Here is a 13,722-nt window from a genome sequence, read left to right as displayed (position 1 = left end):
AACACACCACCGCGGGCGCGTCGCTGCCGACAAAGCAGCAAGACTACGTACCTGTGGGTAGCCGTGAGCTATCTGGGCGGCCCGATCACCGGGGGGCGCGATGGGCTCGCCTATCGTTGGTGCATGGTCACGTCGATGCGCCCGCTGAGCGCACTGGGCGTCGTGCTGCTGCTCAGTGCCTGCGGCACCACGCCCCCTGCAACCACTTCGCCCACCGCGAGCACGGCCACCTCGCCGGCCAGCGAATCGCCGACCGCGGCCAGCGGGACGCCCCCGGTGAGTGCATCCGCCGCTGCGACGACCGGCGCGACGACCGCTGCGACGGCCACCACCTTGGCTACCCCGGCGGTCGACACCATCGTGCTGCAGCCCAAGGGCATCGACTCGCTCAGATTCGGCGCGACGGAGACCGAGGTGAGGGCCCGGCTGAGCGCCAAGGCGGGGAAGCCCGACGAGTCGTACCAGGGCAAGGTGTGTGAGTTCGACGACGCCACCCCCTACGGACGGCAACTGCTCTACGGCGGCGCGGCGTTCCTGTTTCAGAGCAAGGCCAAGGGCGACAAGAACTCCCCGCGCACCTTCACCAGTTGGGTGGTGAACCTCGACCAGCCGCTGGGCAAGTCCATGAAGCTGGCAGACGGCTACCCGGCCGAGACCACCTTCGCCAAGCTCAAGAAGGCCTTTCCCAAGGGCAAGCTGACCACGATCGCGTTGGGCGAGAGCGCGGTGTGGGTGTTCACCACCCCCTCGGGAATCTGGTACCGCGGTGACGACACCAAGAACCCCACTGATGTCGGTGCCGGAGCCATGGGCACCTGTGAATGACCGACCAACTGCTGGCGGGGCGGTACCGCCTCGAAGATGAGATCGGCGCCGGCGGCATGGGCCGGGTGTGGCGGGCGAGCGACGTGCGCCTCGACCGTGAGGTGGCGGTGAAAACCGTCGACCTGTCGGGGGTCAGCGACCCCTCGCTGGCCGGACGGTTTCAGCGCGAGATCGTGCTCACCGCCCGGCTGACCAGCCCCTACACGGTCACCGTCTTCGACGGCGGCCTGGACGGCCGCACCGCCTACCTGGTGATGGAGTTGCTCAAGGGCGAGTCGCTGGCCGAGGCGATCGCCCGGGGGGGCCCACTCGGCGTCGGCCGGGCCGTAGAGGTTGCGCGCGAGGTGACCCTGGGTCTGGCCGCCGCGCACGCCGTGGGGCTGGTGCACCGCGACATCAAGCCCGCCAACGTGATGCTCACCGTGGGCGGCCGGGTGAAGCTGCTCGATTTCGGCATCGCGCAATTGACCGGCCAGGCCGACCCGCACCTGACCCAGACGTCGATGACCATCGGCACCGCCGCCTACATGTCGCCCGAGCAGGCCGCCGGGCTGCGGGTGGACGCGGCCACCGACCTGTACGCCCTCGGCTGCCTGATCATGACGATGCTCACCGGACGCCCCCCGTTCGACGGCGACCAGCCCGTGGTGGTGGCCTCGCACCAGATCAACTCGGCGCCGCCGCGGCTGGCGCAGAGGCGTCCGGACGTTCCGCCGGCCCTCGACGCTCTGGTGGCCCGGTTGCTGGCCAAGAACCCGCTGGAACGGCCCGATACTGCCGCTACCCTGCGCGCCCTCGAGTACCTGCAGGCCGACCCCGCGGCGCCCACCGCGCCCGTGCCGACACCGTCGGTGCCCGCGCCAGCCCCACCCCCGGGAGCCCAGGCCACCCGGCCCTACACCCAGCCGCTGCAGCCGGAGGCGCAGCGTGCCCTGGCCGGCCTTCCGGCCCAACCCGGGTCGTGGTGGATCGCGGGGGTGCTGGTCAGCCTGATGGCCGCCATCGTGGTGGCCGGGGTGTCGGCGAACCTGACCGGGGTGGCGCTGACCAACCTGGGAAAGGCGTTCCCGGCATCCACCGCCTCGGCCAAGTCGAGCACCGCGAAGCCGAGCACGTCCAAACCCACCCGGACGCCCAGCAAGACCAAGACCACGACACCCGACCCGGGCACCACGGTTGCTCTGGCGGCGGCCTTACAGGGCGTCCGGCTGGCGCTGAGCTCGCTGCCCGACAGCACGGCCAAGACCGACCTGCTCGAGCGGTGGGACGCCACCAGCGCCTCGATCACGGCCGGGTCGAACCGCAAGCAGGCGTTGGCCGCCTTCGAATCGGCGGTGAAGGCCTCGAAGCTGGCCGGGTGGGAGCAGCAGGCGGTGCTGGCCGCCACCGGCCTGGTCAAGTCACAACTGTGACGCCTCGGCCAGCTTCGCCAGCAGCAATGCCTCGGCCAGGCAGGCCTTCTTGAAGTCGTCCAGGTGCAGCGACTCGTCGATGCCGTGCGGCCGCGAGTCCGGGTCGCTCACCGCGGTGACCAGCACGTCCGCGGCACCGAAGGCCTGCTGAAAGTCGGCCACCATCGGAATTGACCCGCCCTGGCCGATGAACGCCGGCTCCACCCCCCACGCCTCGACGAAGGCCGCCCGCGCCGCCCTGCCCACCGGGCCGTCGAACGCGATCGCAGTGCCCGACCCCGTGGAGCCGTCGGTCACCGTCACCTGCGCACCCCAGGGCGCGTGGCGGCGCAGGTGCTCGGTGAGGGCGGCGAGGGCCGCGGTGGGGTCGGCGTCCGGCGCGATGCGCACGCTCACCTTCGCCCGGGCGGTCGGCGCCAGTGTGTTGGACGCGTCCGCCACCGAGGTCGCGTCGATGCCCAGCACGGTGGCGGTCGGCTTGGCCCACAGGCGTCCGGCGATGGTTCCGGTACCGAGCAGCCGGACGCCGGGCAGCACCGCGGCCTCGGCGCGCAACTGGTCTTCGGGGTAGTCCAGCGCCGGGTCGGGCATGCCGCCGAGGCCCTCGATGGCCACATTGCCCGCGTCGTCGTGCAGTGTGGCCAGCAGCCGGCACAAGGTGGTGAGGGCGTCGGGAACGGGCCCGCCGAATTGGCCCGAGTGCAGCGCGTGGTCGAGCGTGGACACCTCGACCGTGCAGTCGACCAGGCCGCGCAGGGTGGTGGTGAAGGCCGGCTGGCCGACCCCCCAGTTGACCGAGTCGGCGATCACGTAGAGGTCGGCGGCCAGGTCGTCGTGGTGCCGGGCGATCAGGTCGGCCAGCGACGGCGAGCCGATCTCTTCCTCGCCCTCGACGAACACCACCACGCCCACCGGCGGACGGCCCCCGAACGCGCGTAGTGCCGCCAGGTGCACCAACACCCCGGCCTTGTCGTCGGCCACTCCGCGGGCGAACAGTCGTCCGTCGGCCTCACGAACCACGAACGGGTCTGAGCTCCACTCGGCGAGGGCACCGGTGGGCTGCACGTCATGATGGGCGTACAGGCAGACGGTGGGGGCGCCGGCGGGGGCGGGGAAGTGTCCGATCACCGCTGGCATGCCGCCCTCGGCGACGATGCGCACCTCGGGGCAGCCCAGCCCGGCCAGTTGGTCGCGCACCCATTCGGCCGACCGGGTGACGTCGGCGGCATGCTGCGGCAGGGCACTGACCGAGGGAATCGCGACCAGGGCCGCCAGGTCGTCCAGCACCGTGGGAAAGACCGCGTGGACGGCATCGGGGACGTTCATGACCGCAGCGTAGCGAGGCCCTGAACCGCCCCCAACCCGGCCTCGAACGACCGGCGTAGGTTGAACGGCCAGGCTGGACCGCAGGCGTGGTCACCCGCACGCCCCCGACCGAGGAGCAGACCGACGGCACCGACGACGAGCAGCCGCCCGCAGCCTGAGGCCCACGATCACTCGGCAGGCACGTGGCCATGGTGGTTTGATTGCGGCATGGAGATCTCTGAGGTTGCGGTCACCGCTCTGGCCGACCACGCCGTGCTGCTCGACGTACGACAGCCCGACGAATTTCATGGCCGGCCACGCCGTCGGGGCGGTCAACATTCCGCTCGATGTGCTGCCGGCGCTGCTCGAAGACCTGCCCACCACCGACGGCCCACTGCCGGTGATCTGCAAATCGGGCGGACGTTCCGCGCGTGCCGTGGCCTATCTGCAGGAGCGCGGCCACCTGGTGGTCAACGTGACCGGCGGTACCCAGGCCTGGGCGGCGGCGGGCAAACCGATGGACGCAGACTCGGGCAAGCCGGTCGTGTTGTAGCGCTTCTGGGGGGAAACGCTGGTCGACGCGACCCGCGCTGGTTGAGCCTGTCGAAACCCCTGGTGAGGGCACTGTATTCGAGGTCTCGACACGCTCGACCAGCGAGAAATCAGCGCTTCTCTCCAGGGTCGGTCGATCGAGTCTCGACCCGAACGATCCGCCCAGATTGCGATCGGCGAACAACCGTGCAACAGCCGATCGAATGCCGCCGAGACGCTGTGATGATGAATTAATGAACATCCGACAGACCTCGGTGCACGCCTTTCGTGACGACGCTGTGCTGCTCGATGTGCGGGAGCCGGTGGAATGGGCGGCAGGGCATGCGCCGAACGCGGTGCACCTCCCGCTGGGTCAGTTGCCACACCGGCTGACCGACCTTCCCGCGGTCGGCGGGGCGCTGCCCGTGGTGTGCCGCTCGGGCGTCCGGTCGGCCCAGGCGGTGGCCTACCTGCAGACCCGCGGCGTCGACGCCATCAACGTGGCCGGCGGCATGCAGGCCTGGGAAGAGGCCGGCAAGGCCCTGGTCTGCGACTCCGGACGCGGCCTGGTGCTGTAACAGCCCGACCGCGGTTTGGGCCGGCCGGCGCGGCTGGGCAAGATGGCGGCATGACGCTTGACGCCGACCACCCGTTCGCCAGCTCGTCCCCCTTGCCCTACCAGCTCACCCCGTGGGCGCAGGTGCGCGCGGAGCACTACCTGCCGGCGGTGCGCGCCGGCATCGCCGAACGGCTCGACGAGTTGCAGGCCATCGCCGAGGTCACCGAGCCGCCCACGGTCGAGAACGTGATCGAGGCATGGGAGTCGTCCGGGCAGTTGCTCAGCCGGGCGCTGGGTGCCTTCTGGACCGTGCAGCCGGCCGACACCACGCCCGAGCTGGACGCCGTCGACGAGACGATCGCGCCCGAACTGGCCCGGCTCAGCGATGCGATCTACCAGAACCGTGGGCTCTACGACCGGGTCAGGGCGCTGCAGGACCGCGTCGAGGCGGGCGAGCTCGACGTCGACGCGGCCGCTGGGTACTGGCTGGAGCAGCGCTTGCGCGACTTCGAACGGGCCGGCGTCGGTTTGCCCGAGGCCGACCAGGCCCGGCTGCGCGAGCTGAACGCGACCCTGGCCGAACTGCAGTCGGCGTTCGGCAGGCGGGCGTTGGCCGGTAGCAACGCCGCAGCGGTGCTGGTCACCGACGAGGCCGAGCTGGCCGGGCTGTCGGATGCCTCGAAGGCCGCCGCCCGGGTGGCCGCCGAGGGCCGAGGGTGGCACGGCTGGCTGCTCGAGCTCGACTCGTGCACCCCGCAGGCGGTGCTCGCCGAGCTGACCGACCGTGGGCTGCGGCAGCGGGTGCACGCCGCCTCGGTCGGCCGGGGCTGGTCGGGTGATTTCGACACCCGCCAACTGGTCGTCGACATCGCCCGCGCCCGGGCCGAGCGAGCGGTGCTGCTCGGGTACCCGCACCACTCCGCCTACGTGGCCGCCGATGCCTGCGCCAAGACCTCCGCTGCGGTGCACGCCATGCTCAACCGGCTGGCCCCCGCCGCGGTGCGCAACGCGCGGGCCGAGGCCGCCGACCTGCAACCGCTGCAGAGTGAGCCGCTGCAGCCCTGGGACTGGGAGTTTCGTGCCGAACAGTTGAAGGGCGCTCGCTACCACTTCGACGCCGCCTTGCTGCGCCCCTACCTCGAACTCGAACGGGTGCTGCACGAGGGAGTGTTCGCCGCGGCCACCGGCCTGTTCGGTATCACCTTCGCCGAGCGTGACGACCTGGCCGGCTACAACGACGAGGTGCGGATCTTCGAGGTGTTCGACGCCGACGGCACCGGCATCGGCCTGTTTCTGGCCGACTTCTACACCCGCGCCGGCAAGCAGGGCGGCGCCTGGATGAACAACATCGTCGACCAGAACCACCTGCTGCGACAGCAGCCCGTGGTGGTGAACAACCTCAACATCGCCCACCCACCCGCCGGGCAGCCGACGCTGCTCACCTGGGACGAGGTGAACACCCTGTTCCACGAGTTCGGGCATGCGCTGCACGGCCTGCTCTCCGACGTCCGCTACCCCTCCCAGTCGGGCACCGAGACGCCGCGCGACTTCGTGGAGTTTCCCTCGCAGGTGAATGAGATGTGGGCGCTCGACCCGGCGCTGCTGCGTCGTTACGCGGTGCACCACGAGACCGGGGAGCCGATTCCGCAGCAGTGGGTGAGCGACCTGCAGGCCGCCGAGCTGTTCAACCAGGGCTGGGCGACCACCGAGCTGCTGGCCGCCTCGATTCTCGACCAGGCCTGGCACTCGGCACCGATCGACGAACTGCCGTCGCAGGAGTCCGGGGTGGAGGGGTTCGAGACCGCGGCACTGGCGGCGGCGGGCCTCGACTATGCGCTGGTGCCCACCCGGTACCGCTCCACCTACTTCAAGCACATCTTCGAGGGCGGGTACTCGGCGGCCTACTACAGCTACATCTGGTCTGAGGTGCTGGACGCCGACACGGGTGCCTGGTTTCTGGCCAACGGTGGCCTGACCAGGGCGAACGGCCAGCGTTACCGCGAGAAGCTGCTGGCCGCCGGCGGGTCGGTCGACGTCATGACGACCTATCGCGCCTTTCGCGGCCAGGACCCCGACATCAGCCACCTGCTGAAGCGCCGGGGCCTGGACGCCTGACCGAGGCTGGGGCCACCGCCTACCGTTGCAGCGTGCTGCGTGACATCTGGCTGCGGGCGACCACCGTCCAGCCCCCATTGCCGTTCAACTCGGTGTTGCTGGTCGCGGCGGTGGCCCTGTTGGTGATCGGGTCGCCGGTGGGGTACCGACTGGTGCGGCACCTGATCACGCTGGTGCACGAGGCGGGCCATGCGCTGGTGGCGAAGCTGTGCGGACGCACGCTGCGCGGCATTCGGCTGCACTCCGACACCTCGGGGGTGACGCTGAGCAAGGGCCGTCCGACCGGGCCGGGCATGGTGGCCACGCTGGCCGCCGGTTACCCCGCACCCTCGGCGCTGGGGCTGGTCGGCGCGCTGGTGCTGGGGCACGGTTACGCGTCCGCGCTGTTGTGGACGCTGGTGGTCGCCTGTGCTGGGGTGCTGCTGCTGATGCGCAACCTGTACGGGCTGTGGGTGGTGCTGGCCGTCGGCGTCAGCGTGACCGCACTGTCGTGGCTGGCTCCCGCCGCGGTGCTGGTCTGGGTGGCGACGGCGCTGGTCTGGGCGCTGCTGCTGGCCGCGCCCCGCTCGGTGATCGAGTTGCAGCTTCAGCGCCGCCGGGGCCGGGGCGGGGGCTCCGACGTCGATCAACTCGCCCGGCTCACCCGGGTGCCGGCCCCGGTCTGGGTGGGGGTGTTCCTGGTGGTCGGGCTGGGTGCGCTGACCGGCGGCGGCTGGCTGCTGCTCGGGCTGTGACGCTGCTGGGCGAATGCGTCGAGCGCCTGGATCTCGACAAGCTCGATCAACGACCCGGCTCGATCAACGACCCGGCTCGATCAACGACCCGGGTTGGTCAACGACCAAGTTCGGCCAACCGCTCGTCGATGATGCCCTTGAGCAGTGCGGCATCGGCGGGAATGTCGGTGACGAACCGGGGTAGCCTCTCGATGCCCTCGAAGGCGGCCGGACGCTCCGGCTCGCGTCCCAGCGCCTCGACGATGGTGGCCGAGAACTTCACCGGCAGGGCCGTCTCGGTGACGATGATCGGCCCGTCGATCGAGCTGCGCAGGTCACCGGCCACTGTGACGGCGTCGGCGGTGTGCGGGTCGATCACCACGCCATCGGACGCCGCGACGGCGCGGATGGTGGCCAGCCGGTCGGCGTGGGTGGAACTGCCCGAGACGAAGCCGTAGCGCTTGCGCAGGGCGCCGAACTCAGGCGTGGCGTGCAGGTCGATCGCGCCGGTCTCGCGTAGCCCGGGGCCGAAAAGTGCTGCCACCCGGGCGCCGTCCCGGCCCAGCAGGTCGAACACGAAGCGCTCGAAATTGCTGGCCTTGCTGATGTCCATCGAGGGGCTGGAGGTTTCTGCCGCCCCGGCCCGCACCCGGTAGATGCCGGTGCGAAAGAACTCGTCGAGCACATTGTTCTCGTTGGTGGCCACAATCAATGCGTCGATCGGCAGGCCCATCTCGCGGGCCACGTGGGCGGCGCAGATGTTGCCGAAGTTGCCGGTCGGCACGGCGAACGAGACCCGCCGGGCCCCGGTCGAGGCCCGCACCCGAAGGTAGCTCACCACGTAGTACACGACCTGGGCCACCACCCGGCCCCAGTTGATCGAGTTGACCGCGCCGATGCTGTGCGCGGCCTTGAACCCGGCGTCGTTCATCACGGCCTTAACCAGGTCTTGGCAGTCGTCGAAGACGCCCTCGACGGCGAGGTTGACGATGCGCGGGTCGTCCAGGCTGAACATCTGGGCCTGCTGAAAGGGGCTCATCCGGCCCTGGGGCGACAACATGAACACCGTGATTCCGTGGCGCCCCCGCATGGCGTACTCGGCGGCCGAGCCGGTGTCGCCCGAGGTGGCCCCCAGAATCGTCAGGGTCTGGTTGCGCCGGGCCAGCTCGTACTCGAACAGGTGGCCGAGCAGTTGCATCGCCATGTCTTTGAAGGCGGCGGTCGGTCCTTGCGAAAGGTGGGCCAGCCACAGGTCGTTCGACAGCGCGGTGACCGGCACCACCGGGTCGCCGAACACCTCGGGTGCGTAGGCGCGCTCGCAGATCGCGCGCAGATCAGCGGCGGGAATGTCGTCGGCGAACAGGCTGAGCACCTCGAACGCCACCGCCGGGTAGCCCTGGGAGGCCAGTAGCGCGCCCCACTCGGTGAGGGTCTGCTCGGTGAGCTGCGGGTAGTGCTCGGGCAGATAGAGCCCGCCGTCGGGCGCCAGGCCCTCGAGCAGGATGTCGCAGAATGGCAGGCCGTGGCCCGGCTCGCTGCGGGTCGACAGGTAACGCACCCGCCGAGCCTATCGACTCAGCACGCAATTGCTGACCGAGCGAACCGCTGATCAACGCCAGCCCGGCTGGTTGCGCTCGAAACCCCTTGCCAAAGTCGGGTATCTGAGGTCTCGACAGGCTCCATCGGCGAAAATCAGCGCTTTCTCAGCGACGCACCAGCCCGGTCTCGTAGGCCAGCAGCACCAGACCCACCCGGTCGCGGCACTGCAGTTTGGCCAGCAGCCGGCCGATGTGGGTTTTCACCGTGCCCTCGGCCATGTACAGCGTGGTCGCGATCTCGGAGTTGGTCGCGCCGGCCGCGATCTCGACCAGCACTTCGCGTTCGCGCTCGGTGAGCACGTCGAGCCGCTGGTCCATGCCGGGGGACGCCGGCAGTGTCGGCACCACGTGGTCGAGCAGGCGCCGGGTTGCCGAGGGTGCCATCACCGCCTCACCGGCGGCCACGGTGCGAATCGCGCTCAGCAGGTCGGCGGGCCGGGCGTCCTTGAGCAGAAAGCCGGACGCCCCCGCCTTGAGTGCCGCGAACACGTACTCGTCGAGGTCGAAGGTGGTGAGCACCAGCACCCGGGTGCCGATGCCCGATTGCACGATGGTGCGGGTGGCCTCGACGCCGTCCATCACCGGCATGCGAATGTCCATCAGCACCACGTCGGCGGGCTGCGTGGCGAGCGCCCGGACGGCTGCCGCGCCGTCGGATGCCTCGCCCACCACCACCAGATCGTCCTCGGATTCGATCAGCATCCGGAAGCCGCTGCGCACCAGCGATTGGTCGTCGGCCAGAAAGACCCGAATCGGCGAGCTCATCGCTGCACTCCTCTGTCGATGGTGTTGATGGCGCGGTGGTGAACGGGCAGCACGGCGCGCACCACGAAGCCGCCGAGCGCCAGCGGATGGGCTTCGAGTCGTCCGCCCATCGAGGTGACCCGCTCGGCCATGCCGCGCAGCCCATGCCCCGGGGTGGTGGTCACCTGGCCGGGGCCGGGGCCGTTGTCGACGATCTCGACCATGATCTCGGTGGGTGAATAGGCCAGCGTGACCACGGCCGTCGCGGTGGGGCCGGCGTGCTTGAGAAAATTCGTCAGCGCTTCTTGCACCACCCGGTAGATGGTCAGTTCCAGGGCGGGGGACACCCGAGGCGGCTCGCCGTGCACCACCAGCGTGGCCCGGTCGGACGCCCGGTGCACCAGCTCACCGATGTCGGCCAGCGCCGGCGCTGGCTCCCACTCGGCACCCCGGCGCTCGGGTTCGCTGCGCAGTACGCCGACGATGCGGCGCATCTCGTTGAGCGCCTCGCGCCCGGTGTCGGCGATCGTATCGAGGGCGTTCACCGCGGCTTCGGGACGTTTCGCGGCAACCGCCCGCCCGCCCTCGGCCTGCACGATCATCACCGACAGCGAATGGGCCACGATGTCGTGCAATTCGCGGGCGATCGTGGCGCGGGCGCGCGACTCGGCCAGCCGGGCCTGCTGCTCGCGTTCGGCCAGCAGCAACTGGTAGCGCTCCTCGGCAGCCGCGATGCGGTCGGCGTGGGCGACCGACGACTCGCGCACCCGGCGTCCGATCGCGTACGGGGTGACGATCAGGCCCAGGCAGACGAACCCCGACAGCACGAACAGCACGATGCCGCGGGCGCTGATGCTGAACCCCTCGGTGGCGGTGGCCCAGCGCAGCGGCCCGATCACCGAGGCGAACCCGCCGATCACCACCACTGAGCGGGCCAGCACTCCCGGCACCCAGCGCGCCACCGAGTAGGCCACGATCGGCAACACCACCAGGGTCGCGGTGAAGGTGTTCACCACGATCACCTGCAGGATGCCTGCGAAGGTGCAGCCGGCCAGCATCAGCAGCGGCGAGTGCCGGCGCAGCACCAGCGGCGCAACCATCAGCGACAAGGTGACCAACAACAGCATGCGGGGGGTCGAATTCCATGCGGAGTAGCTCGCGTACGGCAGCACCGTGACCACGAACATGGCCAGTGCGAGCATGCCGTCGAGCACCCAGTCGTGCCGGGTGGCACCGGGCGGAAACAGCAACTCACGGTTGTTCATGTCGGGCCCAGCGTAGGCGTCCGCGGCGGGCGGTTGCGCGGGGACCCTAGCCTGGGGGCATGCGGAGCAGGAGCGATCGGTTGGTGGCGGTCGCAACCCTGGGTGCGTTCGTGGTGGTTGCCGGTGTGCTGGGCATGGTCTCGTTGTACCTGGGCGCGGTCACGCAGGCCATGTCGGGGGTGCAGCGCATCGGTTCGCTGCCCGACTACGAAGGACGCCCGCAGGCTCAGCAGACCGGCGTCCCCACCGCCATGCGCTACCTGGTGCTGGTCACCGACGACGCGGGCGGTCTGGCCAGTGCCTATCTGGCCCAATTGTCGTCGAACCGGGACGCCCTGTACCTGGTCGGCTTGCCCGCCAATTTGCTGGTCGCCGACGATCGGGGCCTCGACGCCACCTTGGCGGACCGGTTCGCCGCCGACCCGATGAACGCGGTGCGCGCCGTCGAGACCCTGCTCGGGGTGCGCGTCGACCATCTGGTGAAGGCCGATCTCGACGGCCTCACCTCGATCGTCGACGTGCTGGGCGGGGTGCGGGTCGTCAACCGGGTCGAGACGGCGGTCGAGGGCTGGCACTTTCCGGCCGGCGACCTGCGGCTGACCGGTGCCGAGGCGCAGGTCTACCTGGCGTCGTCCAAACATGCCATGACGCGGCTCGAGCGCACCGAGGCCGTGGTGGTCGAGATCGTCCGGGGCATGATCGGCGGCGATGCGTTGACCAACCCGGCCAAGGTCGAGAGCATCGGTCAGTTGCTGCACTCGGGTGTCACGGTCGACGCCGAACTGACCGCCGGCGAGATCCGCCGCATGGCCCTCGATCTGCATCTGTCGCCGGACTCGGTCACCGCCCGGCCGCTGCCACTGGCCGGCCGCAGCGAACTGGACCATGCCGAGGTGATCGTGCCCGATACCGATCAGGTCCGCGCGTTGTCCCAGGCCATGCGGTCGGACCAGTTGACCGGCTGGACGACCCCGCAGGCTGACCCCTGGGCGCCGCTGGCCGCGTTGCCGCCGCGGTGATCAATCGGTGGAACGTGGACCCAGCATCGGTCACCGCAGCGGTGAGCGGCACGCCCTGGGGAGACGTTGACTGTCGTTGGTCGAGCGTGTCGAGACCTGAACGTGCGCTCGCTGGTAAGGGGTTTCGAGGCAGCTCAACCGGCGGTAGGCGCGTTGCGCAGCGCTTCCCTAGACTCGGCGATGTGAAGCCCCTGATCGTTGCGCTGCTGCTGGCGGCGGCACTGCTGGTCACGACCGAGCCCGGGCGGCGTCGCCGCGCCCGGGTGGCGAGCGTCTGGGCCGCAGAGACCGACCAGTTGTGACCACGCCGCCGCCCACCGCGACCGAGCCCACCTTCGACGTGCTGGTGGCCGGCATGGTCTTCGTCGACGTGGTGTTCACCGACCTGCCGACTCCGCCGGCTCCCGGCACCGAGGTCTGGGCGGCGGGCATGGGTTCGTCGCCGGGTGGCATCGCCAATCTCGCTGTCGCACTGGCCCGTCTCGGCCTGCGCACCGGGCTGATCGCCGGCTTCGGCGACGACGGCTACGGCGAATGGTGCCGCCAGGTGCTCACCGGTCAGGAGGGCATCGACACCTCGATGTCGCCCAGCTTCGACAACTGGCACACACCGGTGACGGTCTCGATGGCGTACGCCGGCGACCGGGCGATGGTCACCCACGGTCACGACGCGCCGCTGTGCACCTCGCGGTTGCTGCGTGCCGACGCCACCGCCCGCGCCGTGATCGCCGAACTCGACGGCGACCCCTGGTGGCAGCCGCTGCGCGCGGCCGGTGCCCTGGTCTTCGCCGACGTCGGCTGGGACGGTACCGGGGCCTGGGATCCGTGCATTCTCGACCGGCTCGCGGGCTGCCACTGCTTCATGCCCAACCATCGTGAGGCCATGGCCTACACCCGCACCAGGACGCCGGAGGAGGCGTTGGAGCGGCTGGCCGATCGCGTGCCGTGCGCGGTGGTGACGCTGGGTGCCGAGGGTGCGATCGCCGTGGACGGCACCACCGGCGAGTGGGCCCGGGTGCCCGCCTTGCCGGTGCGGGCCATCGACCCGACCGGTGCCGGCGACTGTTTCGGAGCCGCGCTGGTGGCCGGCACCCTGGCCGGCTGGCCGCTGGACGTCCGGCTGAAGTTCGCCGCGCTCACCGCCGGGCTGGCCGTGCAGCAGTTCGGCGGCGCACTGGCGGCACCCGGCTGGGGCGATGTGGCCGACTGGTGGGCGCTACAGCGCCGGTTGGCCGCCGAGGGCGACCCCGAGGCCCGGCAGCATCTCGACGACTACGGGTTTCTGCCCCAGGTGTTGCCGGCCGGCGAGCCCGCCCGAGTGCGCCGGGCCGACGCGACGATCGCGAAATTCGCCCATCTGCCCGGGCCGCGCTGACCGTCTGGAGTTCCGCGCCGCCCCTGTATCGGGCGTGCGCCTGGCTGCTACTGGCCCGACACCGCGGTTGTGATTCCCGTGCCACCGACGCGTCGAAGCGAGGTCGTCATGGGATCCGGATCTGCTCGGGCGCCCTGGCCCGGCGACGATACGACTCGCCGAACCGGAATCTTCCGACCTCAGCGGTTCTGGGGAAACGCGGATCTTTCGCTGGTCGAGCGTGTCGAGACCCCAGAAGGAACGCTCTGGCTAGGGGTTTCG

General features: G+C 70.4%; 12 protein-coding genes. 8 read left to right on the top strand and 4 right to left on the bottom strand.

Translation table 11 applies throughout. The annotated features are described in order from the left end of the window. Nucleotides 1–123: 123 nt before the first annotated feature. Nucleotides 124–825: a hypothetical protein gene (locus QM721_RS01590; RefSeq protein ID WP_415118315.1), complete on the top strand. Its 702-nt coding sequence runs from the start codon at nt 124–126 to the stop codon at nt 823–825. Then, a complete protein-coding gene (locus QM721_RS01585; protein ID WP_415118313.1) occupies nt 822–2,237 on the top strand; it encodes a serine/threonine-protein kinase in 1,416 nt (471 codons plus the stop codon). Before QM721_RS01590 ends, QM721_RS01585 begins: the two co-directional genes overlap by 4 nt. On the opposite strand, the gene QM721_RS01580 is transcribed toward QM721_RS01585, so the two are convergent. Next, nucleotides 2,226–3,563 carry a M20/M25/M40 family metallo-hydrolase gene (locus QM721_RS01580; protein WP_415118311.1) on the bottom strand — a complete coding sequence of 446 codons (1,338 nt, stop codon included), beginning with the start codon at nt 3,561–3,563 and terminating at the stop codon, nt 2,226–2,228. The genes QM721_RS01585 and QM721_RS01580 overlap by 12 nt on opposite strands. 286 nt (nt 3,564–3,849) lie before the next feature. On the opposite strand from QM721_RS01580, the gene QM721_RS01575 reads away from it, so the two are divergent. The 4 genes from QM721_RS01575 (at nt 3,850) to QM721_RS01560 (ending at nt 7,481) form a co-directional block, all read left to right on the top strand. Beyond that, on the top strand, nt 3,850–4,095 hold the full coding sequence (locus QM721_RS01575) for a rhodanese-like domain-containing protein (RefSeq protein WP_415118309.1): 246 nt from the start codon (nt 3,850–3,852) through the stop codon (nt 4,093–4,095). A 232-nt stretch (nt 4,096–4,327) separates the two neighbouring features. Further along, entirely contained in the window at nt 4,328–4,651 is a 324-nt protein-coding gene (locus QM721_RS01570) for a rhodanese-like domain-containing protein (protein ID WP_415118307.1), read from the top strand. A gap of 50 nt (nt 4,652–4,701) precedes the next feature. Continuing rightward, nucleotides 4,702–6,747, top strand: coding sequence for a M3 family metallopeptidase (locus QM721_RS01565; protein ID WP_415118305.1), 2,046 nt, complete (start codon nt 4,702–4,704; stop codon nt 6,745–6,747). Between the two features lie 32 nt (nt 6,748–6,779). Beyond that, complete coding sequence (locus QM721_RS01560; protein WP_415118303.1) at nt 6,780–7,481, top strand: M50 family metallopeptidase; 702 nt, start codon at nt 6,780–6,782, stop codon at nt 7,479–7,481. A gap of 97 nt (nt 7,482–7,578) precedes the next feature. Here the strand turns inward: QM721_RS01560 and thrC are convergent, their stop codons facing one another. The 3 genes from thrC to QM721_RS01545 all read right to left on the bottom strand — a co-directional run bounded on the left by thrC (nt 7,579) and on the right by QM721_RS01545 (nt 11,067). Continuing rightward, nucleotides 7,579–9,018, bottom strand: a complete 1,440-nt coding sequence (gene thrC / locus QM721_RS01555; RefSeq protein WP_415118301.1) for a threonine synthase — start codon at nt 9,016–9,018, stop codon at nt 7,579–7,581. A 145-nt stretch (nt 9,019–9,163) separates the two neighbouring features. Beyond that, nucleotides 9,164–9,823 carry a response regulator gene (locus QM721_RS01550; protein WP_415118299.1) on the bottom strand — a complete coding sequence of 220 codons (660 nt, stop codon included), beginning with the start codon at nt 9,821–9,823 and terminating at the stop codon, nt 9,164–9,166. Continuing rightward, nucleotides 9,820–11,067 carry a sensor histidine kinase gene (locus tag QM721_RS01545; RefSeq protein WP_415118297.1) on the bottom strand — a complete coding sequence of 416 codons (1,248 nt, stop codon included), beginning with the start codon at nt 11,065–11,067 and terminating at the stop codon, nt 9,820–9,822. The genes QM721_RS01550 and QM721_RS01545 overlap by 4 nt, the downstream gene beginning before the upstream one ends. Nucleotides 11,068–11,126: 59 nt before the next feature. On the opposite strand from QM721_RS01545, the gene QM721_RS01540 reads away from it, so the two are divergent. Then, nucleotides 11,127–12,086, top strand: a complete 960-nt coding sequence (locus tag QM721_RS01540; protein WP_415118295.1) for an LCP family protein — start codon at nt 11,127–11,129, stop codon at nt 12,084–12,086. Nucleotides 12,087–12,384: 298 nt separating this feature from the next. After that, nucleotides 12,385–13,461 (top strand): PfkB family carbohydrate kinase, encoded by a 1,077-nt coding sequence (locus QM721_RS01535; RefSeq protein ID WP_415118293.1) that lies wholly within the window; start codon nt 12,385–12,387, stop codon nt 13,459–13,461. Nucleotides 13,462–13,722: the final 261 nt, after the last annotated feature.

Origin of the sequence: Micropruina sp., assembly GCF_047602085.1 — a bacterium.
Classification (GTDB): domain Bacteria; phylum Actinomycetota; class Actinomycetes; order Propionibacteriales; family Propionibacteriaceae; genus Micropruina.
The sequence above is the reverse complement of the archived record's forward strand: the minus strand, read 5'-3'. Positions and strand labels throughout refer to the sequence as shown.

Bases quoted from the DNA above. Each gene is read 5' to 3' on its own strand.
- QM721_RS01590 (WP_415118315.1), top strand. From the start codon at position 124: ATGGTCACGTCGATGCGCCCGCTGAGCGCACTGGGCGTCGTGCTGCTG.
- QM721_RS01585 (WP_415118313.1), top strand. From the start codon at position 822: ATGACCGACCAACTGCTGGCGGGGCGGTACCGCCTCGAAGATGAGATC.
- QM721_RS01580 (WP_415118311.1), bottom strand. From the start codon at position 3,563: ATGAACGTCCCCGATGCCGTCCACGCGGTCTTTCCCACGGTGCTGGAC.
- QM721_RS01575 (WP_415118309.1), top strand. From the start codon at position 3,850: ATGGCCGGCCACGCCGTCGGGGCGGTCAACATTCCGCTCGATGTGCTG.
- QM721_RS01570 (WP_415118307.1), top strand. From the start codon at position 4,328: ATGAACATCCGACAGACCTCGGTGCACGCCTTTCGTGACGACGCTGTG.
- QM721_RS01565 (WP_415118305.1), top strand. From the start codon at position 4,702: ATGACGCTTGACGCCGACCACCCGTTCGCCAGCTCGTCCCCCTTGCCC.
- QM721_RS01550 (WP_415118299.1), bottom strand. From the start codon at position 9,823: ATGAGCTCGCCGATTCGGGTCTTTCTGGCCGACGACCAATCGCTGGTG.
- QM721_RS01545 (WP_415118297.1), bottom strand. From the start codon at position 11,067: ATGAACAACCGTGAGTTGCTGTTTCCGCCCGGTGCCACCCGGCACGAC.
- QM721_RS01540 (WP_415118295.1), top strand. From the start codon at position 11,127: ATGCGGAGCAGGAGCGATCGGTTGGTGGCGGTCGCAACCCTGGGTGCG.